Raw genomic sequence first — 24,732 nt, 5'->3', positions numbered from 1 at the left:
TGTCCTCGTATAGGTCATAGGCTATATTTTTTCACCTTTAGGCTATCTTCCAAGGGACAGGAAACCTAATAAAACGACTCACGACTACTTTTGAATAAATGTTTTCGACAACTTTATGGTTTACCATTCACCTTCTAATCATATGCTTTGTTTAACAAGGCTTATGGAAGGTGAAGGTAATTCGTAAGAGTGAAGGAGGACATGAGCTTACCTTCATCTCTTAAACCTTTATGAAACAAAAGGTACAAGCAAAAGGTGACAACAAAAGCTATGACTTATGGGATGAAAAGTCATCAGTTATTGCCAGAGAAGCACTTTTTGCCATCGCTTTCCGGATATTATACCTATAAACCAAACATGCCGTCACAAAATAAAATGCACACTGTACCCACAAGGTAATATATTCGGGGTGTATCTCGCTCATCGAAGCCCCCATCGAGTTCAGCTTGACATAGGCCATTGTCGCCGGGGCTGCCGGGATGAGATAATGCACCAATTTCCAATACCAAGGCATCAGTTCCATCGGGTATGAGACACCGGAAAGAAAGATGAGGCCGACAGAAAAGAAGGCGATCATCAGAAGCGGCGCATCGGAGTCCGTAAAGAACAGGGACGCCGTAAGCCCGAAAAAACTAGTCGCCAACAAGAAAGGAATCATCAGCATAATGACATATAGCGGGTTGCCGATATCTGGGAGGCCGAACATCAAGGGGATCAACCCTAATAGGAACAAAGCGAAAACCGCATACAACATACCATAGACAAATGTCTTGCCGATCACAACCTGCGCCATCCGTTCCAAAGAGAGGTTCACAGGATTGCCGGCAAAACGGACAATCAAGCCGCTATACCGTTCGTCGCCACTAATCATAGCGATCACCATCATCAACGTCTGGAAGATGATCACGACCAGAACCGAAGGAATCAGGTAAGTTCCATAACCCTCAGTCGGGTTGTAGAGGGCAGTCCCGACCACCTCGACTGCCTGGGCAGAGGCTAGCTTCGTGGTAGCCTCCTTAGGCAGGAATACCAACATCTCCGGCCGGTAGTCATCGTTCAGCGCCAACATGGAGGCGGCCGAAGCTTCCTGCATGGCAAGGTAGTAAAGGAAAGCACTTGTCGTCTCGTACATGATGAAAACAGACTCTTCACCACGGGCAACACGATCTTCGAAGTCATCCGGCAGATAGAGAATACCAGCCACCCTGCCCGACTTCATCATATCCTGGGCTTCCGGATAACCGGTAGCCGTAGTCACGACATTGACCTGCGGGGTAGCGTCAAGCAGGCGGACATAGTGGCGGCTCAGTTCACTATGAGAATGATCGACAACGGCAACCGGAACTTTACGGACCAAGTCGGGAGCGTACATATAATTGTAAAGCAAGCCGTAAACAAAGATGCCGCCCATCAGTACAAGCAGGATGGCATAGCTGCCGGCAATCGTCTTGAACTCATCGTGTATAACAGATATTACCTTCATATTCATATTTCTTTTTTTAAGAGACGAGATGCCTCCACATCTCTTCGTTCACAATCGCTTTCTTCAGACGAGGCAACATCAGCAGCGCAGGAAGAAGGAAGCAGAGCAGCGCAACGTAATTCATCCAAGTCCAAGCAAAGCCGTAATCCCCATAAAGCAAGTTCTGGTATATCTCAGTGAAGTGGCGAACAGGGAACAAGTAGGAGGCATAATACACCGGAGCGTACATCGAGGGCACGGGAAAAGTCACCCCTGACAGCGTTGCACCGAGCGAACCGACCATCGACACGATACTGATAATGATACTAAGCACGGGAAAAACGGAAAAGATGAAGACCGCCAACGCTTGTGTCGAGACGACAAACAAGATCGCCGTTAGGTTGAGCGGCCAGAAACCGCATGAGAACGGTATGTGCATAAGGCCGAACATGACGTAGTTCGCCAATATGCTCATCAGGCTAAAGATAACGGTATAGGGCAACAGCTTTCCCACTACCGCCGTCAGGATATTGCCGCCTGCTGTTGAGAGCCACTCCGCCCCTGTCCCGAACTTGACCTCACCACCAATAACATAGACCGTTGTCAGCAGGATAATGACCTGGAAAAGGATAAAGAAGAAAGGATTGCTCAAGTAGACCGAATAGTCCAGATCGGGATTGAACAGAGGATGACTGCTCGCCTTGACGGGGAGCAGAAAGGTGGCAACCCGCTCCTCCCCGATACCCAAGGCGGTGGCTTGCATTACGACCGGAGCCATCGAAAGTTGACGAAGGACGGCTTCGAAAGCGCCGCGCACCTCACCGCCTACGCTCAGAAGAGCATAATGGTAGTAGTAGGCAAGCGTCGCCTGCCGTCCAGCTATAGCATCAGCCGTGAAGCCGGTGGGGATCACGAGGTAGCCGTATATCTCTTTCGATTGGGTAGCACACCGGGCTGCCGTCTCGTCGACATAGCGGTGTGTAACCTTGAAAGTGGGAACGGCTTCGACAGTCCGCACGACTTCCCTCGACATGGAGGTATTGTCTTCATCGACGACACCGACGGGTATGTTCTCCATCTGTCCGTTTCCGAAGATAGTGGACATGAAGAAGATACAGAACAGTGGCAGCACGACGCACACCCCGAAATAGAGACGTCTCGAGACCATCCGTACAAGTTCTCTTCGAAAAACCCGAACAAATTGACAATTCATCACACTATTCTTAAAATTGTTCATTATCAATTATCCATTGTCAATTCAACCAATACCGACATTCCAGGGCGCAGCCCTTCCACCTTTCTTACAGGCAGAGCATGTACCTCGAACGTACGAAGATCGTAGCTGCCCGTCTGCTTAGTCGATTTCCAAGTAGCAAAACTACCTAAGGGGCTGACATAATTGATCTTGAATTCGATGTTCTTCTTGTCAATAGCCGGGATATCGGCAACAAACGTCCCTCCCATCGGAAAGAACGGCAGGCGGTCTTCACGGACATTCAGTACGATATGCACGTCGTCAAGCACGATCAAGTTCATGATAGGCATCCCTGCTCCTACCAGCTCTCCCCTTTTCGGGAAGATTGTCGATATCTGGCCGGATTCCGGGGCTGTCAAGCGGGCGTCCTGCAAAAGGGCTGCAACCTCTTCGACCGTGCCTTTAGCTGCGTTCACCAAAGAGCGGGCACTCTCTCTATCCTGTATTTGGGCGCCGTCGAGCGCCATCTGGTATTGGTTCCAGGCCGCCCGTTCACCGGCTACGGCAGCATCATATAAAGCTTTCACTTCGTCTCGCCGTTGCGAAGAAACAACGCTGTCCCTATACAGGACTTCAATACGGTTGTAGGTGGTCTTTGCCAGTTCGAGGTCCGACTTCGATTTGTTCCAGAGCTGCTGGACAGTGGCAATGATCTGCTTGCGCGTTCCCCCGTCTACCTTCTGGTTTTGGAAACGGGCGATACTTTCGAGAGCGTTCACTTGCTGGTATTTGGCAAGCGCTTCAGGGCTGTTGATGACAACAAGGGTGTCTCCGGCCTTTACATTCTGTCCTTCCTTTACTAGGAATGTATCGATACGGCCAGGCAGTTTTCCGGAGATACGTATCTCGGTTGCTTCGATTTGTCCCTGCAAGATCACAGGTTTATCCTTCAACAAGAACATACCCACGAAAGACAGGATGATTACGGCAATCAGCACTACTATAAAGGAGATCGCCAGATATTTCTTCGATTTGTCCATGATTATACGGTTTTATGTTTATAAGATCTCTGTTTTACCGTCCATCCGGTATTGGTGGAAAGCTTCGGGAATACCACAAATGGACAGGAGATTGGCAAGCGCCACATCGTATTGGTAGTAGGCGAGCAAGAAGGCGGTCTTCACCTTCGAGAGCACCACCTCAGCGTCTACCACATCCGACGAGGTCGCCATTCCTTCCTTGAAGGATTTCTCGCGGATACGAACCAGTTCGTTGCTCATCTCAAGCGTAGTATTTAACGCCTTGACATTGTCCATCGCATTCTGCATCTGGGAGTAGAACTTATCGACTCCTACCTGCAAATCGGTCACGGCTTTCTCTTTCCCGATGGCTAACGACTGACTGGTCAGACGTGCCTGCCGGATACGTTTTTCCCGGTCGAGTCCGTCGAAAATGTTCCAGGTAAAGCCAACCCCGATCATCGTGCGCGGCATGAGATATTTGTCGACTCCATCCGCATAGAGAGTCTGCTTGCCGATCAGGGCGATATTGGGGAGATAACCTGAACGACCGATCTTCAACTGGTCGCCGGCGATATTTTCCTGTAGCTTCAGTTGGTTGACCAAGTAATTGTTAAAAGGGATCATCTCCTTGAAATAGTTGGCCGAGGGGATACTCTCGTTGATAAAAAGGGAAGTCGTCGTGCGGATCACCTGTTCTTCTCCTATGTTGATCAAGCTCTTGAGTGCCTGACTGGCGACTTCGAGGTCTTTCCGGGCGGATTCGAGTTCGCGCTTCGCCTCTTCCATGCTTACCTGGGCTACAAGACGCTCAGCCCGGTTGATCATCCCTTGTTGCTCTAACTTCAAAGCCTGGTCGTAATGGATTTTCAGGGAGTTGTAAGTTTCCGTCTTGACCTCGACAACCCGCTGGCCGAGACGTAAGCCAAAATAACTTTCGATCAGCAAAGCCTGTTGGTTCGCGCTTACCTGTTCGCGGTTGACTTCGGCAACGGAGACAAGTTTCTTGCCGATCTTGCCAGCATAGATGCGCTTGCCGCCAGTAAAAATGGGCCAGGTCAAGTTTGCATCGATCGACGTGACATTTTGCGAGATGAGCGGCAACGTCAATGTGTTTTGTCCAATCTTATCGAGAAGTGATGAGATAAACTGGTCGTTGGGCAGGATGGAATGGACATATTCTTTCGCCGGATCGGTGAACTGGTTCAGGGATTGGCGTACCTCGATCGGGTTCGACATATGCACATAAGCTCCCGCAGCACTGATAGTGGGATACCAAAAAGCATTGAGCTTCTGGTGTTCATTCTTCGCCAGCTCCACTTCCTTCCCGGCAATCCTGAGGCTTTTGTTCTCGCTTCGCAAGAGCGTAAGAGATTGCTCCAGCGACAAATCCATAGGCTCTGTCTGGGCAGAGGAAAAGACAGGAAGAAACCACAGCAGGGCGATGCTGAAGTGAGTAAAGTTACAAATCATAAATGTGTCTAAATTTAGTTTGTGCGAAATTTATGACTTATAACAAGGCGATCGCCTTTATTGTTCCCCAGCTACTACCGTTTCTTCTTAAGGTCAGGCAAGAACCACGTGACCAATCCGATAAGGGGCATATAGCCACATACGTTATAAACCGCCTCTATGCCATACCGATCAGCCATATTCCCCAACACAGCCGATGCAATCCCCGCTACCCCAAAGGCAAAACCGAAAAAAAGACCGGAGATCAGACCTAATTTATACGGTAATAATTCCTGTGCATACACTAGAATAGCCGGGAAAGCCGACGACAAGGTCAAGCCGACACAGAAGCTGAGAACCGTCGTCAGATATAGGTTTTCCACGTGAGGCATGATTAGTGTAAACGGGGCTGCACCTAAGATAGAAGCCCAGATCACGTACTTCCGTCCTACCCGGTCACCGATCGGTCCGCCTAACAGCGTTCCAATTGCCGTCGCAATCAGGAAAACAAAGAGATAAAGTTGAGAAGCTTGCACACTGACCCCGAACTTATGAATCAGGTAAAAGGTGTAATAGCTATTCAAACTCGCCATATAAATATATTTGGAGAAGATTAGGATCAACAGGATCGCTATCGAGAATACGGTCTTTCCCATCGGGAGTGGTCTGCTGACACTCGTCTTAAGCGTTTCTCCTTCCGCTTTCCTCAACCGGAGCAGGAAACTTTTATACCAATGCCCAACAGGGATCATCACCATAATCGCAGTAAAAGCCAGGATCGTAAACAAGGCGATATGCCTCCGCCCGTAGGGGGCGACAAAAACGGCTGCAAGCAACGGTCCCAACGATCCTCCCAAGTTTCCTCCGACCTGAAACAACGATTGCGCCAATCCTCGCTTTCCACCCGATGCGAGTGAAGTCAACCGGGAGGCCTCCGGATGGAAGACCGACGAGCCGATCCCTACCAATGCCACCGAACAAAGGACTAATGGCAGCGTATTGGCAAAAGCCAAGCTCAACAACCCCACAAGCGTAAAACTCATCCCTGTCGGCAACGACCATGCCGAGGGCCATTTGTCAAAAAAAAGTCCAGTCAACGGCTGACATACGGATGCAGCCGACTGGTAGACAAGCGTTATCAACCCGATCTGGGCAAAGCTCAACCCTAAATCTTCCTTAAATAGTGGATAAACAGCCGAGATAACGGACTGTAATGTGTCATTCAAGCAGTGACATATGCTCAAAGCGACCAGTATACGGAAAGTGATCCCCGTAGTGGCCTGTACCTTGTTCTGTTCCATTAATTAACCTCATTGCCTCTTTCGATTACAAAAGTACATATAAAAAAGAGATCTGTCAGAAAGATTGTTCGAAATATCCGATTTAACACTTACATTTTAATACAACGCCAAGATTACAGACTAACTGATAGCCTTTTAAGGTCTATTTGACCATAATTTATGAAACTTTCGTTTAGCATATTTGTAGTTCTTTATGTAAAAGGGCGTGAGCCAAACCCGATATGAGTTGTTTTATATTCGAAGTCGAATACAAAAGCATGAATAATGATTCTTTAGCTTAGCTTACTGCCCCCGGAGTCGAAAAGGATTTTTGCATCCATCTCTCCCGAAACCTACGCCAATTTCCCTATCTCCCTTATCGCCTTGATGTAGAGGTCAGTTTCACTCCGGACAGTATCTAAGTTCAAATAGAAAAGGCTACTCTTCCTCCCCTCCCGGTACATGAAGAATAAAGGTGGTAGCACCGATCGTTACAATGGCGCCTTCTCCAACCCGCACCTGTTCTTTCTTTCCGACAAGTACGCTGCACAGAAATGTTCCGGTAAGACTCGGGAAATCGCGCAATGTATAAATGAGCTTTCCTTCCTTATCTTCTTTCACATTGATCACACAATGTTTACGCCCCATGCTAGGATCGCTTGTGATGATGGGGACATCGACTCCGTCAGTATCTTTATTGCGGCGGCCGATCACGTTATCACCCATTACAAGTGGAAGTTCCTGTTTGAATCCAAAGACATTTTCGATTACCGTAATATAGCCGCAGGAGAAGTCAGGTTCCTTCACCTCTTTTTCCTGTCCCGATTCGGTACGGACTATTTTTCGTCCTAACTTGATCTTAAACTGAGAACCACATTGCGGGCATACGAACGCCAACACTTTACCTTCCGGATATTTCGTTTCGTCAAACGCTAACTGATTATCACACTTGGGGCAGAAAACTCTCTTCATATCTTATTTTTGGATATCGACATATAATTCTGCGCAAAGATACAGTTTTTATTCATAAATAGATTTCATCTCGCAGGTGAAAGAAAGAATATTGGATGCGATTTGGGCTTGATCCGGAATCGCATCCTGTGAATTCTGACAAATTTCCTTTTATAGTTCCTTAATTAAGGAGTAAATTAAAATCGATAAGCAAATCCCAAATTAAAAACAGCTTGATCAAAATCACTAACTAACTGATATCGCAATTCGAAATTCATAATCCAATTATTTGTCAACACAAAATCGGCTCCACCACCAATATTCACTCCTACTCTACATTCATTATGATGGTCATCGTCCTTGTCAATATGAATATGATCTCCATCCACATCTATATCAAATCCATCGCCCAAATCAAACATCCAATTGGAAAATGTAAAACCAAATAAAGGATATAATTTGACACTCCTCCCCACAGGACATAAGTAATGAAGATTCATATTCACGTCCAACATACTAACATTGTCATTTTCTATAAAATAATTCAAAGACGGTTCGAGACGTATGGGGTTAGTTATGTTATATTGGTATTTCAACCCTAAACCAATACTTTCAATTTCTGTCCCATAACTCAATCCGAATCCAATCGCTTGTCTGCCTTTTTGAGCATAAATGTTACTCAACATAACAAACAATAGTCCTAAAAAAATTAAAATCTTTCTCATTTCAATATACTTTTATATCTATAAATGTTAATCATCATCGTCATCCCAATCATCATCGTCATAGCCATCGTGCCATTTATGATGTTTATGATGTTTGTGGTGTTTATGTTTTTTATGATGCTTATAATGGTGTTTATCGTGATGATCACAATACGAGCAATAATGTTCATGCCAACAGTTACTATGATAATGAATCCTGTCATAAAAAGGCTTGTAACATGTTGATCCCGGTCTTATACCTATCTCTATTAATACGCGATCCCAACCATGTCGATGATAACGTTTATAATAATCACAGACATCCCGCATATGCCTACCGGAAGTTCTGGCTATTTCAAGAGCCAAACCGACATTCCCCCAATTTCTTCCGCACCGCCTGTAATAATCATCCAATGAATTATTGGACATATTATATTCTACACATAAACGCTTTCGATAATCTGATAGCTCCACTGAGGCATATTTATTTGCCCTGCTTATAAACAGAGATAACCTATCCTGTGCAAATACGGAACAAGAAAAGGCTACTAATAATAGTATGATTTTAAGCTGTCTCATATTTCGCAAAATTATTGAATTGATAAATACTATTAAAGTTGCAAACATAAGCATAAAAAAAACAATAAACAATCTTTTCTTACTAATCACGGCAAGTCTTAACCATCAATAAAAATAAATATCCAACAGCTGCAATATCATTTTTTGCATTAATCTTTAATATTCAAATACAAACAAAAAAGGCTATCCTAATTTAGACAGCCTTTTTTGATTTCTTATTAAAACAGTATCAATAATACTCCTTATTTACTTTGCAGTTGTCGATACACTAAAATTTTCTATCAATATCTCACCTTTAGTTTCATATTCTTTCACCAATTGGTTTACTTCTTTTCCATCTATATAAGCAGTAACCAGCACCTTCAGTTTTTTACCTGATACATCTGAAGTACTTGTTACAGAACCTGCACAAGTCATAAAGAAAGCATCATCCCCTGTCTGACAGGATACCTTAGCATCTTCCATTCTTGTTACTGAGTGCGATTCTCCTAAATACTTACCGTCCTCATCATACAATTTCGTAGGCCCACTAGTCGTATTAACCGCCCCAAAAACAAGTCCTAATTCAAACGCGTCTATATCACCAGATTGTTCCACTACAATTTTGTGTATACCTGTATCAATTACTCCTCCCTGATCATCATCGTCACTACAACTAACCAATATCAGACCTAAAAACAAAGCAACAATGCCTAACAATGAAAATCTACCTTTCTTCATACTTTTGTCTTTTTTAAATTTACGGCACAAAAGTAATACATTCATTCAAGAATGCAACATTATTCAATTTTAAACAACCCACTTATCTTCAAAAATATAGAAACAAAAAATAACCCTCCCTTTTACATATTCCAATAACATTTGATTATCCGAATATTTCATTCGACCATTTTAAAACATCTATATAAAGTTCCTATCTCTTAACAAAGAACCTACGCTAAAAAAATATTATATACCCAAAATAGCAAAACAAAAAAAGGCTATCCTCACGGACAGCCAATCTTCATTGTTAACCTTAAATCTAATACCATGAAAAACACAGTGCAAATATATGAACTTTATGTTATGTAGCATACATTTTTACTTGGAAAATTCATTTACTTAACCATGTTTAACAAAATCATGCTACAAAACATAATTTTAGATACACATTTGGCTTCTTCGAGAACCTCCAGTTCCGGCTTTGTATACAAAAACAGCATATTCGCATAACTTTATCCGAGTATCAAGAATAACAATCCATTTATATTCCCTAATTTTACAATGTTTTACGAAATCACATGATTATCATAACTTTTATCATAAATAAACAAACCAATAAACGAAATATACAAAAGATCACAAGAGACGGAACAAAAGAAAAAACAGATCTGTTTTGAAATTGGCGTTAGGATCTTATATGCAATAGATTAATGTTTTATATGCAACACAATAGACATCATATGCAAAAAAACGGATATGCCTCATTTTCCTACACACAACCCTTTGAAAAAAGAGCTGAACCTGGAAAATATTTACCAGAAGCTTCCGATAGGTATCGAGCTATACGACAAAGAAGGCAATTTGATCGATACCACGAATGAAATAAATATACGGGAGAAACTGCATGCGGCTGAACAAGAACAGCGACCTGCTCTTACAGCTGATCAACGATATTCTCGATTTCTCAAAAATAGAAGCCAGCACATTCGACATTCATCCGAAGAAGTTCGACTTCAAAGAAATTTGCGAGGAGATCTATGCCGTCCATACCTTAAAAATACCGGATCATGTACGCTTCTCTTTCAACCGGGACTTACCCTCCGTCAAACTTAACTCCGATCCGAAACGGCTCACACAGGTAATCTCCAATTTCCTGACCAATGCAATCAAATTCACATCCAATGGCGAAATCAAACTGGATTACCGATTGAAAGAAAATAAGATATATGTATCCGTAACAGATACCGGCATCGGAATCAGCGAAGAAGCATGCAAAAACATATTCGACCGTTTTGTCAAACTGAATGCCCACAAGCAAGGAACGGGTCTCGGACTATCCATCAGTAAAAGCATCATAGAAAAACTAGGTGGTAATATCGGTGTCTGCTCCACTTTAGGAAAAGGTTCCACATTCTGGTTCACGCTTCCGCTAGCAACAAACGGAGTATCGGACACACGATAACACAAGGGAGAGGAAGGCCTATTTCATCCTCGTATCGGCTCCCCACATGAGTTTTTCACGGAGAGTCTGATAAAAAGTATGGTTATATCGTTTGATCACCTTGGTCGTATAATCGGCTTTACTCACCCGCAGCTGTATGCCGGTCGGGAATATCTCGGAACGCCCATCAAGGGCGATCAGAAAATATTTGTTCCGGCTTTCCACTCCCAGGGTGATCGTAAAGGAATCCGGAATTACCAGCGGACGGACATTCAACGAATGAGGTGCGACCGGACTCAACACCAAATTCTTACTTTGCGGAATGATAATCGGACCGTTCACACTCATCGAATAGGCCGTCGAACCTGTCGGTGTAGAAATGACTAAACCATCAGCCTGATAAGACGTCAGATATTCCCCGTTAAGCGCCGTATGGATCGTAACCATGGAAGAGGTGTCCCGCTTCAGGATCGCAATCTCATTCAAGGCATAATTATAACCGTGAAACACCCGGTCTTCCGTATGAAGGCGCAATAAAGTACGTTCTTCCGTCTTATAGTAGTTTTTAAATAATTCGTCCAGTGTATCTTCAATATCATTGCTCGCCACATCCGCCAGAAAACCGAGGCGGCCGGTATTGATGCCCAAAATGGGGATATCCTGCTTATTCACCCTGGCGGCAGTACGCAGGAATGTCCCGTCTCCTCCCAGACTCAACGCCACATCCAAATCAAACTCGTCGCTTGTCAAGATGCCCGATACCGGCGGTTCATAGTTCAATGCATCCGTAAGGAAGAGATAAAAGTCACGGTCCACGAAAACCTCAGCCTCCAAAGAAGCCAGTTTTTCAAACAAACGCTTAATCACAAGTTGCTTGTCCGCCTGATACTCACTGCCAAATATTCCAACCTTCTTCATCCCCGATTCGTATTTTTCTAATTGTCAATTATCAATTGTCAATTGTTTATATGTTCATATAACGGACCAATTCTTCCATCCGCTGCTGCAACAGGTCGTCCACCATTCCTTTTTCCATGAAATAATAGAGGACAGTATAATTAAAACGCTCAAAACTACGGATCACAGGAGAGACGTCTTCCAGATCTATTTTGATAATCAGATGCAATCGTCCGGTCGTCTTATCCGTATAGGAAAGCAGGCTCAAGATATGCGCATTATTCGCCTCGATCAAACGGGCGATATCCGTCATCGAATAATCCTGCGGCATCACTTCCAGCACAAAAACACTTCCGGCCGTATCGGCATTGCAAAGCTCGGACAGGATATCGATCAGTTTATCGCGCGTAATGACCCCGCGATATTCTCCCTCCGTACTTACGACCGGAAGGAGGCTCAACTGATAGCGAGTGACCAGTGCCAACGCCTCATAGATATGGGTATCTTCTTGAACACTCGGTGAAAACAGAACCGGATCACCGATAATAGCAGTTGGATCAGGCATCGCCAACAGGTCTTTTTCCGAAACCAGACACCGATATATGTTTTCGCTTAACAATGGCAGATGCTTTAACTTAAAATCATCCATCAAGGCTAATGCGTATTCCCCAGTGTCAAAACTTTTTAACACCGGAAGTTCCTTCGTTATGAAATCTTTCACCAACATTCTTCTGTATATTCCCTAAATACTGCTAAATTTGCCGATACTTTTGTGCAAATGTAATGAAAGAAAAAAGATATAACGATATACGATGACAAATTTAAGTGTAAACATTAACAAGGTCGCAACCATTCGCAACGCACGCGGTGGCAATGTACCAAACGTATTAAAAGTAGCATTAGACTGTGAAACTTTCGGTGCACAAGGGATTACCGTTCATCCCAGACCGGACGAACGTCATATCCGATACAGCGATGTGTATGCCTTGAAACCGGAAATAAAAACAGAGTTTAACATAGAAGGTTATCCTTGCGAGAAGTTTATAGACCTGGTTCTGAAAGTAAAACCGACGCAGGTGACACTAGTGCCGGATGCTCCCGATGCCATCACATCAAATGCGGGTTGGGACGTGAAAGCCCATTTCGACCAGTTGAGCGAGTTAGTCGAAACTTTTACCTCACACGGTATCCGTACTTCCATATTCGTCGGAACGGATCTTGAGAATATCGAACTGGCTGCCAAGACAGGAACCGACCGCATCGAGTTATACACGGAACCTTATGCGACCCTCTACCCTGTAAACCGCGAAGAAGCAATCGCTCCTTTCATCTCTGCCGCCGGACTTGCCAAAAACTTAGGATTAGGCGTAAATGCCGGTCATGATCTGAGTTTGGAAAATTTGGCTTATTTCCATCAAAACATTCCGGGGCTGGATGAAGTTTCCATCGGTCATGCCTTGATCAGCGATGCTCTCTATTACGGGCTGAAGGAAACAATCCGTTTATATAAAGAATGTCTCGTCTATTGACAATAGACAATTAACAGATAATTCATAAATCACAAATCACAAATCAAATATGAGCATTTTACTTTCCCTGCAAGCAGTAGGGGCACAAACAGCAGAACAGATGCCGGACCTCACGGCGGTAACAGCACCCACGGAAGCTGAAATCAATGTAATCGACCTGGCTTTTAAAGGGGGGTGGATTATGGTTGTCTTATTGCTATTGTCGCTGATGGCATGTTATATATTTATCCAGCGCCTGATGGTCATCCGCCGCGCCGGTAAGGAGGATGAAACATTTATGAACCGCATCAAAGATTACATCCATGAAGGGAAGGTTGATTCGGCCCTGAACCTGTGCCGAAGCACCAACACCCCTTCCGCCCGTATGATCGAGAAAGGTATCACCCGCTTGGGACGCCCGATGAACGACGTACTGGTTGCCATCGAGAACGTGGGTAACCTGGAGATCGCCAAACTCGAAAAAGGATTCCCGCTGATCGCCACGACAGCCGCCGGCGCTCCCATGTTGGGTTTCTTAGGTACGGTAACCGGTATGGTTCGCGCCTTTTTCGATATGGCTAATGCAGGAACGAATGTAGACGTAACCTTATTGTCGGGCGGTATCTACGAAGCGCTGGTAACAACGGTAGGTGGCCTGGTTGTCGGTATCATCACCCTGTTTGCCTACAACTATCTGGTTTCGCAGGTAGACAACGTGGTAAACAAGATGGAAGCCCGCACGATGGAATTTATGGACTTATTGAATGAACCTGCAAACTAAAGATTTATGATTTATGATTTATGATTTATCCCGACACAGATACAATCATAAATCACAAATCATAAATCATAACTCAAAAAGTTATGGCTTTAAAACGAAGAACAAAAGTAAACGAAAGCTTCAGCATGGCTTCCATGACGGACGTCATATTCCTGCTGTTGATTTTCTTTATGGTTACCTCCACCGTCGTGATTCCGAACGCCATCAAGGTGACGCTCCCACAGGCACAAAAGCAGACTGCTGCCAAGCCACTGACGCGTGTCACGATCGATGCGAATCTGAATTACTATGTCGCTTTCGGTAACCAACGGGAAAAACAGGTGTCTTTCGAAGAGATCACCCCATTCCTGCAAGACAGTTATGCAAAAGAACCGGAAATGTTTGTAGCCTTGTATGCAGACGAGACGGTCCCTTATAAAGAAATCGTACGTATTCTGAACATCGCAAATCAGAATAAATTCAAGATGGTGCTTGCCACCCGATCACAAAAATAGTTGAGATTTATGAATTCTGATTTATGATTGATGCGTCGATGATAAATCAGAATTCATAAATCATAAATTATAATTCATAATTCATGAAGTTAAATAAAGATGACATATATGGCATAGTGGGTTCGGTGGCATTCCACCTGTTCATCCTGCTGATTCTGGGATTCACGGTTCTCAAAACCGTCGTTCCCGATGAAGACGGCGGTATATTGGTGAACTTCGGAAATGTCAATGCGGCAGCCGGGACTTTCGAACCGAAATATACCGGACAGGAACCTCCACAAGAAACGACGACTCCTCCCCCTCCCGTTCCGGAACCGAAGGTAGAAACTCCTAAGGAAGATCTAGTGACGCAGGAGATCGAAGAAAGCGTCGCAATCGAAGAAGCAAAGAAGAAAAAAGAAAAAGAAGAGCAACGCAAGAAAGAAGAAGAGAAAAAACGGAAAGAGGAGGCTGAAAAAGAACGCATCCGCAAGGAGGAAGCCGAGAAGAAACGCCTTGCCGAAGAACGCCGCAAGAAAGAACAGGCCATCAGCAACAAGGTCGCAGGTGCTTTCGGAATAGGCAGCCAAGAAGGGAACAGCCAGGGAGATGCCGGATCCGGAACCGGCAATCAGGGTAGCCCGTTCGGAAATTCCGACCACGGGGCTAATGAAGGTGTTGGCGGATATGGTTCGTTCAACCTGAACGGACGTTCGATCGGAGCGGGAGGTCTACCACGCCCAGCTTACACGATCCAGGAAGAAGGACGAATCGTAATCAACATTACGGTAGATCCGAAAGGAAATGTTATATTTGCAGAAATAGGCAAAGGTACCAACATCGACAACGGTTCCATGCGCAAGAGCGCCCTGGACGCGGCCAAACGCGCCAAGTTCAACAGCATCAGCGGAGCGAACAACCAGAGTGGTACGATTACCTATCTGTATAAACTTAAATAATTTATGATTTATGAGCAGTTGATAAATCATAAATTATAAATCATAATTCATAAATCATGAAGAAAGCAATTGTATTCTTAGCGAACGGTTTCGAAGAAATGGAAGCCCTGGGGACTGTCGATATCCTGCGTCGCGGTGGAATCGAAGTTACAACTGTTTCCATCACAACCGATCCGGTTGTCATCGGTGCACACAATGTTCCGGTCACAGCCGACACGACATTGAACAATGCCCTGTTAAATGATGCCGATGCCCTCATTCTCCCCGGAGGCATGCCGGGTGCATCGAACCTGAACGATTCGGAGGCCGTCAAAGAAGCATTGCTCGGACAATACCGCGAAGGCCGTATCGTAGCTGCAATCTGTGCCGCTCCTATGGTATTGGGCGGACTCGGCTTGTTAAAGGGCCGCAAGGCGACCTGCTATCCGGGTTTTGAACCGAAGCTGATCGGTGCGAACGTCACCGGTGAAGCCGTTGAAGTCTCCGACAATGTGATAACCGGCAAAGGCCCCGGATTAGTCATGAATTTTGGCCTCGCCCTGGTCGCAGCCATCAAGAACGATGCGGTTGCGGAAGAGGTTGCCGCAGGGTTGCTTTTGTAAGAAAAAGATCAGTCCACATTGATAGAAGGTGTCCCCAAAGCCCTTATTCCCATCTTTGGTGTGAGAACAGGACAGTTTTGGGACACCTTCCATCTTTTACTAATTGCAAACATTCCGTAACAATACCGGAGTATCGTCCTCCTTTACCCTTTATATTCCGATACCATATAAAAGACACCGAGCGCAAATTTTGGTGCAAATGTCCGTTTCGACTACCTTTGCATCAGTTTTATCAAAAAGAATACGCAGTACGATGAATAATTTAAAAGGATTTGCCTTTGGTATCTTGACATCCGCAACCTTCGGGTTAATCCCGCTGTTTACCTTGCCCCTGATGGCAAAAGGAATGCAATTCGATTCCATCCTGTTCTACCGTTTCCTGTTCGCGGCATTGGCCCTGGCAAGTATTATGGCCGCAAAGAAAGAATCTTTCCACGCGGACAAGAGAGATATCCCGGTATTAATATTGTTAGGTTTTTTCTATACGGCCTCCGCCATGTTCCTGTTCTGGGGATACAATTTTATGTCGGCGGGGATCGCCACAACGCTGCATTTCACCTATCCGGTATTCGTAACGCTTATCATGCTGTTGTTTTTCCGGGAAAAGACATCCTGGATTACCTTGATGGCGATCGTATTGGCAATCTGCGGGGTGGCACGTCTTTCGATAGGTGAGGAAGAAATAAGACTGAGCGCATTAGGTGTGTTCATCGTGCTGCTGTCGGCCCTGGGATATGCGCTCTATATCACGACCGTCAATAAATTCTTAGCCGGGGGATCAACCTCCAGACTAAAGATGGGCGGACGCAAACTGACCTTCTATGTATTCGTTGTCAGCACGGCTCTGTTTGCCATCAAGGCGGGAACTAACCAGGGCATACAACCGATTCCCGACAGCATGTCATTTGTCAATCTGATACTGTTGGCGATCGTTCCGACAGTTATCTCGAATATCACCCTCGTGCTTGCCGTGCACAATATCGGCGGAACGCTTACCGCCGTATTGGGTGCCGTAGAACCTATCACCGCCGTATGTGTCGGGATATTGGTTTTCAGCGAGCCTTTCACCCCCAATCTGGCAGTAGGCATCCTGCTTATCATCATTGCTGTAACGATGATTATCCTGTCCAAATCGATCCAGGGCACATTACGGAAATTATACAGGAAAGCGGCCCATTTTCAGGTTTCGAAATAAGTCCTTACAATCGGCGTCTTACGTTTATAGTTCTGAGAGCTTGCGATTAAAGTATCGCAGACTCTCAGAACTATAAGTGCGGGCCGACGGTACTTACTCTTGCAAGAGAGAATCTACGGCAGTCCGGCTACAGACTCGATCCCACATATACGAATAAAAGGGAAAGGACTGCCGCAAAAAGAAATACATTGCGTGCCGTATGTCCCAATGTACGGTTTAACGCCCTTCCTTCCAGTGTAAGCAATTCCCGTGTCGTGTAAAAGCAAAGGGCGAACAGGATCCCGAATAAAAACAGAATCCACCAAGGAGCATCCAGAACAAGCGGGAGAACCAAGAGAAACGCCACACATTCATTCAAAATATAAAACACCCGACCGAAACGGCGACCGAACAAAACGATTGTCGTCCGTTTGCGGGCAGCCTTATCCTGCACGTAGTCCCGGTAATTATTGACAACTAAGATATTCACAGACAAAAGCCCCAAGGCCACAGATAGCAAGAAAGACAACAAGGAGAAACTCAACGTCTGTATATAGTAGGTGAAACAAACCGGTATAACCCCGTAAAACAACAATACGCAGACATCCCCCAGCCCGTTATAAGCCAAAGGAAAAGGACCGGCAGAATAGGCCAGCACACATATGGCGATCGCAAGTCCCACCCATATCAGCCGCCAGTCCGCAAAACAGATCAGTAGCAAACCGGACAAGCAAGCCAGTCCCAACATGACGAACGTACCTGCCAGCATGGCTTTCGGAGTGATCCAGCCTTGCGCCACCGCTCGCTCCGGCCCTAACCGGTCCTCCCGGTCGGCTCCCTTCTTAAAATCGAAATAATCGTTCGCAAAGTTACTGGCTATCTGGGCGAAGAGAGCCACAAGGAGGCACAATACTGCCGGTGTTATATCGAACATCCCGTCATAATAGGCCAATGCGCACCCCAATAAAACCGGACTGACAGAGGCCGGCAAGGTCCTGGGACGTGCCGCCTCCACCCAAGCCCCAGCAAGAGATTTTTTATCTTCCATATCTGTTTTCAGCATAATTTGCATGCAAAAATAAAAACAAAAAGGGCACATATTTGTTTTTTACGCAAGAATTCATATATCTTTGCAACATGAAGAATTTTCTATTCATATTGACCCTACTATTCGGAATGTTGCTTTTTGTACCCGAAGACGTACAGAACAACGATACTACACTTGATTTACAAGTGCAGAAAGAGGCTGTTATGATAGAAAAAGGAACAGCTGACATGCAGCATAACCTGGAAATACTCAGCAGCGACTTGAAAGGTTGCAATTGCCTGACACCTCGCAGAAGCATCCAGAATGTCAGCAATACTTTAAACATACGATTACTGAAGATCGAAGAAAAGGCAATCCAGTATTTTCGCTTGAAAGAAATCAATCTTCTCCGGAAAGTATCCGAAGAGGTAACAATATGTCAGACCATTAACTTTTCAACCCTCCTTTGCCGCATGGGATACCATGTGTATGGCCTGCGGAAAATCATTATTTGATCGTAAGTGAATAATCTCTGATTTCGTATGGGATATGAATTCCATACCGTTTCTTTTATTGCATTTTCCGAAATGCGAACAATTTTATTATTCACTTAAAAAATCAAATAATTATGTCTACTAAAAAGAATAAATTCAGTATCTATATTTATGTCGTTATTACTATTATCGGTTGTGTACTCGCTTGCAGTTCCATCGTTCCGAACGATTATCTGAAACTGGTAGTCGTCATGGGAGCCCTCGGTGTAGGCTTGTATGGCATCATGAAAGGCCTTAGCACTCCTTCCACAACGGAAGAAACAGCCAGCCCCGAAAAATAAAAGATCGTTTCACAGCCTAAAAAAATACAGACATGAAAATAAATAAAGATCTTGTGGATGCAACTATGATGTTGTCATTCATTATCTTGGTATTAATCGGAACAAGCGACTTCTCCAATATGTTATTAAAAGAGATAACAATGGGTAGTCTTGCCGTGCTGAGTGTAGCGATGATTGCTTTACGGTTCATTCATATGCGGCAGGAAGCCAATAGTCCGAAGGATGAAGAATACGAATATTAAAGAATAATTCCTAACAACCCTAACTGAATGTCTATTAGCTTCCTGTTGTTTACTTCGTGGTGATCTCGAGGTTTTCCGAGGTACGTTTTTCTGCCTATAAAACAACTTGCTGTTTACTTGGTTACGGCAAATATTCTTTGCCGGGATAACAGGAAGCAAGACATTTTAATAGATTAACAAACGAATAAGGAAAAAAGGGCTATGATTACAAGTTTGACGTTATTGATTCTCTCGCTGGTAGCGCTTTACATAGGGGCCGGTTGGTTAGTTCAGGGGAGTTCCGCTTTAGCTCTCAAAGCCAAAATTTCACCTTTGGTGGTCGGTCTGACCATCGTTGCATTCGGGACAAGTGCCCCCGAACTGGTAGTAAGCCTGAACGCCACGCTCAGCGGACAAGGCGATATTGCGATCGGAAACATCGTAGGTTCGAACATATTCAATATTGGAGTCATATTAGGAGTTTCGGCAACCATTTGCCCGCTTCAGGTAAAAAAGCAATTACTCCGAATCGATATCCCGGTCATGCTGGCCGCAACCGTACTGTTCACCATCCTTTTCTGGAACGGGACATTGGGGCGGACGGAAGGGCTTTTCTTTCTAACAGGTATTATCATTTATACAATATTCAGCCTCTTCTACTCCCGCAAACATGGAACAGAAGGGTCGAGCCAGGAACTCGAAGAACAGCCTAAGCACTGGGCTGTCGATACGCTGGCCATCGTCGGGGGTCTGGTCGTCTTGGTATTTGCCTCTCGATTATTGGTGGACAATGCCGTTTCCATCGCCAAAGAGCTTGGTGTGAGCGAAGCAGTTATCGGGCTTACGATCGTCGCAGCCGGAACAAGTATGCCGGAACTGGCAACATCCATTGTTGCCGCTTACAAGCGTAAAACGGATATTGCCATCGGGAATATCGTCGGCTCAAACTTATTCAATATACTGACCATAGCCGGCTCTTGCTCGCTTATACATCCCATCGAGGCCAAAAATGTAAACTACATCGACCTACTGGTCATGTTGGGCATATCCGTCCTGCTCTTGCCGCTGGTGAAAAGCGGGCAAAAAATATCCCGGACGGAAGGATTCGTCTTGATTCTCTTCTATGTGATTTACATGTTCTGGTTACTTCGCGACACACTCTGACAGAGTATTCATGCAAAAATAAATTTCAAGATGAACAGGGCTGCCAGCACATACATGGTAGGGCTTACCTCCCTATGTTTGCCGCATCCTAACTTGACCAGTACATAGCACAACAATCCTAAAACCATTCCGTCGGCAATGGAATAGGTCAGTACCATCATGATCATGGTGATAAAAGCCGGAAGCGCTTCGGATATGTCATCCATATCGACTTTTGTGATAGAATCCATCATAAACACCCCGACCAGTACCAAAGCCCCCGTCGTTGCCGCACTCGGAATCAGCAGGAACAGGGGAGCAAAGAACAAAGCAAGCAAAAACAACACACCCGTCACCAGCGAAGTGAACCCTGAACGTCCGCCTTCCGCAATACCGGAAGCACTCTCCACATAGGTGGTAATCGTAGAACTTCCCATCATGGACCCTACCGTCGTACCGATCGCATCGGACATCATTGCCTCCTTTACGTGGGGAATCTGTCCGTCTTCTTCCATAATGCCTGTTTTCGAAGCCAGGCCGACCAGTGTACCGACCGTATCGAATATATTCATAAACAGCAAGGTAAAGATGACGATTGCCATATCCAACGTAAAAAACTCATTGAAATCAAACTGGCAGAACGTCGGAACCATCGAATGAGGAATGGAAACAGGCAGGAACCCATCCGGAATTTCCGTCACTCCTAACGGAATACCGATCAACGTACAGATCAGAATGCTGTAGAACAACGCTCCCTTCACTTTCCTCAAGACCAGGATACCGCTCAACAGAATCCCCACCATCGCCAGGATCGAAACCGGAGTGAACGGTCCGAACATCACGAAAGTCGCCGGATTCGGAACGATGATGCCGGCATTCTTCAAACCCACAAAAGCGATGAACATGCCGATCCCCGCCGAAATAGCGAAGCGCAGGTTCATCGGTATGCTATTCAAGATCACCTCCCGGACGTTCAGAAACGTAATCAGGATAAAGATCACCCCCTCCACAAACATCGCTGTCATAGCGGTCTGCCAGGAATAACCCATGCCCTGCACCAACGTAAAAGCGAAAAAGGCGTTCAGTGCCATACTGGGAGCCTGGGCAAAAGGCAGCTTTGCCATAAAAGCCAGCAGCAAGGTAGCGAGGGCCGAAGCCAAAGCGGTTGCAGTAAAAACAGCGCCTTTGTCCATCCCTGTCGTTGCCAGGATAGAGGGATTGACAGCCAGAATGTAACTCATTGTCAAGAACGTCGTAATCCCGGCAATGATCTCCGTGCGCAATGCCATTGTCTGTGGGTCGAACCCAAGTAACTTCTTCAGCATTTCCAATCTGATTAATCGAATGACCACTTAATCGCCAGTGTCGGAATAGCATAAAACCCTTTACGTGCACCGAAATTCTGGCTCAACTCTACCTCACTGCCGACACTCAGCTTGAACTTATCATCAACATGTTTTAGCTTGTTAAGATTCACCCAGAACTGCGGTTCGGCCAAGAAAATAAAGTTCCGGTGACTACCGTCCGCATAATCGGTCCGTTCCCTCCACCAGTCTGCGAAACCGCTGAACGTGCAAAGACCGTTCTTGACAAAATGAACATACCAAGTGCCTGTCAACTGGAAGTTGTTGGGTTCCCGATGTTTCTGGATATATTTATACATAGCGGTAAGCGTGAAACCTTTCGTAAAATCCGGATTATTCCAGGTATAGGTTGCACCGCCAAGATAGGCGTTATTATAGGAGAAACTGCTCGATGCTCCCCCGTTATATTCGACATGTATGGAAAAAGGAGGTTGCCAGAAACGCAGTTCGCGGGCAATCTCCCAATAGCCGGCTGCAACTCCTTTGCTGGTATAATCCATGTCGACAAAAAAATAGGTACTTCCCCATTTATCCGCTTTAAACATTTCCACCGTCGAGGTCAGCACCGGACGGCCATGTAAGTCCTTGTCATAAAGAGCACCTCCGAAATCATAATGTAACTGCACATTTTGCGCTTTCCCGTAACAAACAATCGCCAGCAAAGCCGCCAGCACAAAGAGCCTTTTCATCTTATTATCCTAAATTGTTAAAGTGTTAAAGAAAGATGCAAAGATACATAAATTAATTTTACTTTTACTTCTCTCATTCGTTTGTCAGGCCGGCTAAACAGAGCTGATTTGTATTAAATAAAAATATCCTGATGCAAAATGAATTACATCAGGATATTTCTAATGACAATATAGCTGTCAGGACTCTACCAGATCACCACCCGGTCAGCCGGCAGCATATACATCGGTTCGCCTTCTTTGATATCGAATGCGCTGTAGAAAGCATCAATGTTGCGAAGGGCGGCATTGACACGCCACTTGCCTAATGAGTGCGGGTCGATCTTGGTCAGACGCAGGATTTCTTCGGGACGGATATTCTGTGCCCAAAGATTGGCGTAGCCCAGATAGAAACGCTGTTCATTGGTAAAACCGTCGATCGGGGCCGGTGTCTCTTTTCCTTCCAGAGAATTGAGATATGCTAAATGAGCGACCATCAGCCCCCCCTGATCGGCAATGTTCTCGCCCAAAGTGAAACGTCCGTTGGCATGAACGCTGTCCACAACAATGATATCACTATATTGCTGAGCCAGACGGTCGGCACGTTGCGTAAAGAGAGCGGCGTCTTCGGCTGTCCACCAGTCACTCAGATTGCCTTCCTTGTCATAGTTACGTCCCTGGTCGTCGAATCCGTGAGTCATTTCGTGGCCGATCACGACACCGATAGCACCATAGTTCACGGCATCGTCAGCTTCCGGATTGAAGAAAGGAGGTTGTAGGATGGCGGCAGGGAAACAAATCTCGTTCGTTGTCGGGTTGTAATAGGCATTCACCGTCTGCGGGCTCATTCCCCAACGAGCCTTATCGACCGGTTTGTCTACATCCGCCAACATATAATTGACCTCAAAGATATTGGAACGGCGTACGTTCGCCCAATAAGAATCATTCTTGATCTCCAGACCGCTGTAGTCGCGCCAAGTGTCGGGATAGCCGATCTTGACGATAAAAGCAGCCAATTTCTCCTGCGCCTTCGCCTTAGTGGCATCGCTCATCCATTCCAGGCTGGAAATACGGTCACCCAACGCTTTCTGCAAGTCACCGACCATCTTCAACATCTTTTCTTTGGAAGAAGCCGGGAAATATTTAGCCACATACATCTGGCCGACAGCTTCCGACAGGGCACCGTTTACCGTAGACAGGGCACGTTTCCAGCGTGGCTGCTGCTCTTGACAGCCGGACATCGTCTTCCCATAGAAATCAAAATCGGCAGCGACAAACGGATCACTCAGGTAAGGAGCGGCAGAGCTAAGCAAGTTGAATGTCAGGTAATATTTCTGTTCATCCAAAGTCGTATTCTTCATCAAGGCAGACAGACCTTCATAGAACGAGAGCTGTTTCGCATCCAGATATTTGATATCCATCATCCCCATACTTTCGAAATAAACATCCCAGTTTAACAGATCGTTCTTAGCCTTGAAATCTTCGATAGACATCTTATTATAGTTCTTTTGGGAATCGCGCAGGTCTTCACGGCTGAAAGAAACTTCGGCAATGCCCCTTTCTATCTTCATGATCGCATTGACGGCGGCATCGGCCTGTTCGGGAGAACTTCCGATCAGGGTAAACAAACGGGTAATATAGTTCTTATAGGCTTCGCGCATTTTTTGGCTGCTTTCGTCTTCCAGCAGGTAATAATCGCGATCTCCCATACCCAGTCCAGCCTGGTATAACTGTACGATATTCATGGAACTGTTCTTTTCATCGGCTCCGACATACAAGGCGAAGAAAGGAGCCATCCCCTCCTTATGCAAGGTAGCAACCATCTTGGTCAGTTCGTCCTTCGTTCCTAACTTGTTGATTTCAGCAAGCTGGTCTTTGATCGGGGCATAACCGTCTTCATTCAGTTTCACGCTGTCCATCCCCATCGCGAACAACATACCGATCTTCTGCCCGACGCTCCCCTCCTGCCCGGGTGTCTCACTGAGACCTTCGATAAGAGTACGGATCTGTTCCTGATTGTTATCCCTGAGCTGGTCGAATGTACCGAAACGGGCATATTCCGGTTTCAGCGGATTATTCTTCATCCAGCCACCACAAGCATACTGATAGAAATCGGTCCCCGGAGCCACAGCCGTGTCCAGGTTGGCCAGGTTGATAGCGTCATTCTTTGCAGCCTCCTTCACAGGAGTTTTGCTGCACCCCACCATTGCGGCCATTCCAGCGGCAACAAGCGGTATTACCATTAACTTTTTCATTTTGTTCAACGTTTAATCATTCATTTTATCCGACAAAGGTACA

The 24,732-nt window shown here is 45.5% G+C and carries 25 protein-coding genes and 1 pseudogene; 11 read left to right on the top strand and 15 right to left on the bottom strand.

Annotated elements, in window-relative coordinates; genetic code table 11:
• Positions 1–268: 268 nt before the first annotated feature.
• The 9 genes from KTG12_RS06765 to KTG12_RS06725 all read right to left on the bottom strand — a co-directional run bounded on the left by KTG12_RS06765 (position 269) and on the right by KTG12_RS06725 (position 9,362).
• Positions 269–1,489: an ABC transporter permease gene (locus tag KTG12_RS06765; protein WP_046451406.1), complete on the bottom strand. Its 1,221-nt coding sequence runs from the start codon at positions 1,487–1,489 to the stop codon at positions 269–271.
• 10 nt (positions 1,490–1,499) lie between these two features.
• Positions 1,500–2,699 (bottom strand): ABC transporter permease, encoded by a 1,200-nt coding sequence (locus tag KTG12_RS06760; protein ID WP_046451405.1) that lies wholly within the window; start codon positions 2,697–2,699, stop codon positions 1,500–1,502.
• Between the two features lie 2 nt (positions 2,700–2,701).
• Complete coding sequence (locus tag KTG12_RS06755) at positions 2,702–3,697, bottom strand: HlyD family secretion protein (protein WP_022322839.1); 996 nt, start codon at positions 3,695–3,697, stop codon at positions 2,702–2,704.
• A gap of 18 nt (positions 3,698–3,715) precedes the next feature.
• Entirely contained in the window at positions 3,716–5,149 is a 1,434-nt protein-coding gene (locus KTG12_RS06750) for a TolC family protein (protein ID WP_022322840.1), read from the bottom strand.
• A 74-nt stretch (positions 5,150–5,223) separates the two neighbouring features.
• Entirely contained in the window at positions 5,224–6,429 is a 1,206-nt protein-coding gene (locus KTG12_RS06745; protein ID WP_046451403.1) for an MFS transporter, read from the bottom strand.
• Positions 6,430–6,846: 417 nt separating this feature from the next.
• A complete protein-coding gene (locus tag KTG12_RS06740) occupies positions 6,847–7,380 on the bottom strand; it encodes an FHA domain-containing protein (protein WP_005640122.1) in 534 nt (177 codons plus the stop codon).
• Positions 7,381–7,556: 176 nt separating this feature from the next.
• Positions 7,557–8,084: an outer membrane beta-barrel protein gene (locus KTG12_RS06735; protein WP_046451402.1), complete on the bottom strand. Its 528-nt coding sequence runs from the start codon at positions 8,082–8,084 to the stop codon at positions 7,557–7,559.
• A 27-nt stretch (positions 8,085–8,111) separates the two neighbouring features.
• Positions 8,112–8,642, bottom strand: coding sequence for a hypothetical protein (locus tag KTG12_RS06730; protein WP_005650336.1), 531 nt, complete (start codon positions 8,640–8,642; stop codon positions 8,112–8,114).
• 246 nt (positions 8,643–8,888) lie between these two features.
• Positions 8,889–9,362, bottom strand: a complete 474-nt coding sequence (locus KTG12_RS06725) for a DUF4425 family protein (RefSeq protein WP_005650338.1) — start codon at positions 9,360–9,362, stop codon at positions 8,889–8,891.
• 892 nt (positions 9,363–10,254) lie between these two features.
• Between KTG12_RS06725 and KTG12_RS06720 the strand changes: the two are divergent.
• Positions 10,255–10,806: pseudogene (locus KTG12_RS06720) on the top strand (sensor histidine kinase); the annotation flags it as partial.
• Positions 10,807–10,824: 18 nt separating this feature from the next.
• Here the strand turns inward: KTG12_RS06720 and KTG12_RS06715 are convergent.
• Positions 10,825–11,703 (bottom strand): NAD kinase, encoded by an 879-nt coding sequence (locus KTG12_RS06715; RefSeq protein ID WP_005640113.1) that lies wholly within the window; start codon positions 11,701–11,703, stop codon positions 10,825–10,827.
• Between the two features lie 46 nt (positions 11,704–11,749).
• The gene (locus KTG12_RS06710) at positions 11,750–12,409 is read right to left on the bottom strand and encodes a CBS domain-containing protein (protein WP_005640112.1); all 660 of its coding nucleotides are present in this window, start codon (positions 12,407–12,409) and stop codon (positions 11,750–11,752) included.
• An 85-nt stretch (positions 12,410–12,494) separates the two neighbouring features.
• On the opposite strand from KTG12_RS06710, the gene KTG12_RS06705 reads away from it, so the two are divergent.
• The 6 genes from KTG12_RS06705 (at position 12,495) to KTG12_RS06680 (ending at position 17,200) form a co-directional block, all read left to right on the top strand.
• Positions 12,495–13,211 (top strand): pyridoxine 5'-phosphate synthase, encoded by a 717-nt coding sequence (locus KTG12_RS06705; protein WP_022322842.1) that lies wholly within the window; start codon positions 12,495–12,497, stop codon positions 13,209–13,211.
• A 49-nt stretch (positions 13,212–13,260) separates the two neighbouring features.
• Positions 13,261–13,971 carry a MotA/TolQ/ExbB proton channel family protein gene (locus tag KTG12_RS06700; protein WP_005640108.1) on the top strand — a complete coding sequence of 237 codons (711 nt, stop codon included), beginning with the start codon at positions 13,261–13,263 and terminating at the stop codon, positions 13,969–13,971.
• An 83-nt stretch (positions 13,972–14,054) separates the two neighbouring features.
• Positions 14,055–14,465, top strand: a complete 411-nt coding sequence (locus KTG12_RS06695) for a biopolymer transporter ExbD (protein ID WP_005640106.1) — start codon at positions 14,055–14,057, stop codon at positions 14,463–14,465.
• 83 nt (positions 14,466–14,548) lie between these two features.
• Positions 14,549–15,403 carry an energy transducer TonB gene (locus KTG12_RS06690; protein WP_022322843.1) on the top strand — a complete coding sequence of 285 codons (855 nt, stop codon included), beginning with the start codon at positions 14,549–14,551 and terminating at the stop codon, positions 15,401–15,403.
• Positions 15,404–15,459: 56 nt separating this feature from the next.
• Positions 15,460–16,005, top strand: a complete 546-nt coding sequence (locus KTG12_RS06685) for a DJ-1 family glyoxalase III (RefSeq protein ID WP_005642098.1) — start codon at positions 15,460–15,462, stop codon at positions 16,003–16,005.
• A 253-nt stretch (positions 16,006–16,258) separates the two neighbouring features.
• The gene (locus KTG12_RS06680; RefSeq protein ID WP_122121893.1) at positions 16,259–17,200 is read left to right on the top strand and encodes a DMT family transporter; all 942 of its coding nucleotides are present in this window, start codon (positions 16,259–16,261) and stop codon (positions 17,198–17,200) included.
• A gap of 127 nt (positions 17,201–17,327) precedes the next feature.
• Here KTG12_RS06680 and KTG12_RS06675 read toward each other — a convergent pair whose 3' ends face one another.
• Complete coding sequence (locus tag KTG12_RS06675; protein WP_122121894.1) at positions 17,328–18,227, bottom strand: 1,4-dihydroxy-2-naphthoate polyprenyltransferase; 900 nt, start codon at positions 18,225–18,227, stop codon at positions 17,328–17,330.
• 89 nt (positions 18,228–18,316) lie between these two features.
• Between KTG12_RS06675 and KTG12_RS06670 the strand changes: the two genes are divergently transcribed.
• The 4 genes from KTG12_RS06670 (at position 18,317) to KTG12_RS06655 (ending at position 20,426) form a co-directional block, all read left to right on the top strand.
• Entirely contained in the window at positions 18,317–18,721 is a 405-nt protein-coding gene (locus KTG12_RS06670) for a hypothetical protein (RefSeq protein WP_005640091.1), read from the top strand.
• 113 nt (positions 18,722–18,834) lie between these two features.
• Entirely contained in the window at positions 18,835–19,041 is a 207-nt protein-coding gene (locus tag KTG12_RS06665; RefSeq protein WP_005640088.1) for a hypothetical protein, read from the top strand.
• Between the two features lie 32 nt (positions 19,042–19,073).
• Positions 19,074–19,283, top strand: a complete 210-nt coding sequence (locus KTG12_RS06660; RefSeq protein WP_005640085.1) for a hypothetical protein — start codon at positions 19,074–19,076, stop codon at positions 19,281–19,283.
• Positions 19,284–19,484: 201 nt separating this feature from the next.
• Positions 19,485–20,426 (top strand): calcium/sodium antiporter, encoded by a 942-nt coding sequence (locus KTG12_RS06655; RefSeq protein WP_005640081.1) that lies wholly within the window; start codon positions 19,485–19,487, stop codon positions 20,424–20,426.
• An 8-nt stretch (positions 20,427–20,434) separates the two neighbouring features.
• Here the strand turns inward: KTG12_RS06655 and KTG12_RS06650 are convergent, their stop codons facing one another.
• The 3 genes from KTG12_RS06650 to KTG12_RS06640 all read right to left on the bottom strand — a co-directional run bounded on the left by KTG12_RS06650 (position 20,435) and on the right by KTG12_RS06640 (position 24,689).
• Positions 20,435–21,730 carry an NCS2 family permease gene (locus KTG12_RS06650; RefSeq protein ID WP_005650350.1) on the bottom strand — a complete coding sequence of 432 codons (1,296 nt, stop codon included), beginning with the start codon at positions 21,728–21,730 and terminating at the stop codon, positions 20,435–20,437.
• A gap of 11 nt (positions 21,731–21,741) precedes the next feature.
• Complete coding sequence (locus KTG12_RS06645; protein WP_138272944.1) at positions 21,742–22,458, bottom strand: DUF5020 family protein; 717 nt, start codon at positions 22,456–22,458, stop codon at positions 21,742–21,744.
• Positions 22,459–22,643: 185 nt separating this feature from the next.
• Positions 22,644–24,689, bottom strand: coding sequence for a M13 family metallopeptidase (locus tag KTG12_RS06640; protein WP_155143934.1), 2,046 nt, complete (start codon positions 24,687–24,689; stop codon positions 22,644–22,646).
• Between the last annotated feature and the right edge of the window lie 43 nt (positions 24,690–24,732).

Origin of the sequence: Parabacteroides sp. MSK.9.14, assembly GCF_019041495.1 — a bacterium.
Taxonomy (GTDB): Bacteria; Bacteroidota; Bacteroidia; order Bacteroidales; family Tannerellaceae; genus Parabacteroides; species Parabacteroides merdae.
This window is presented reverse-complemented; position numbering and strand designations above follow the sequence as displayed.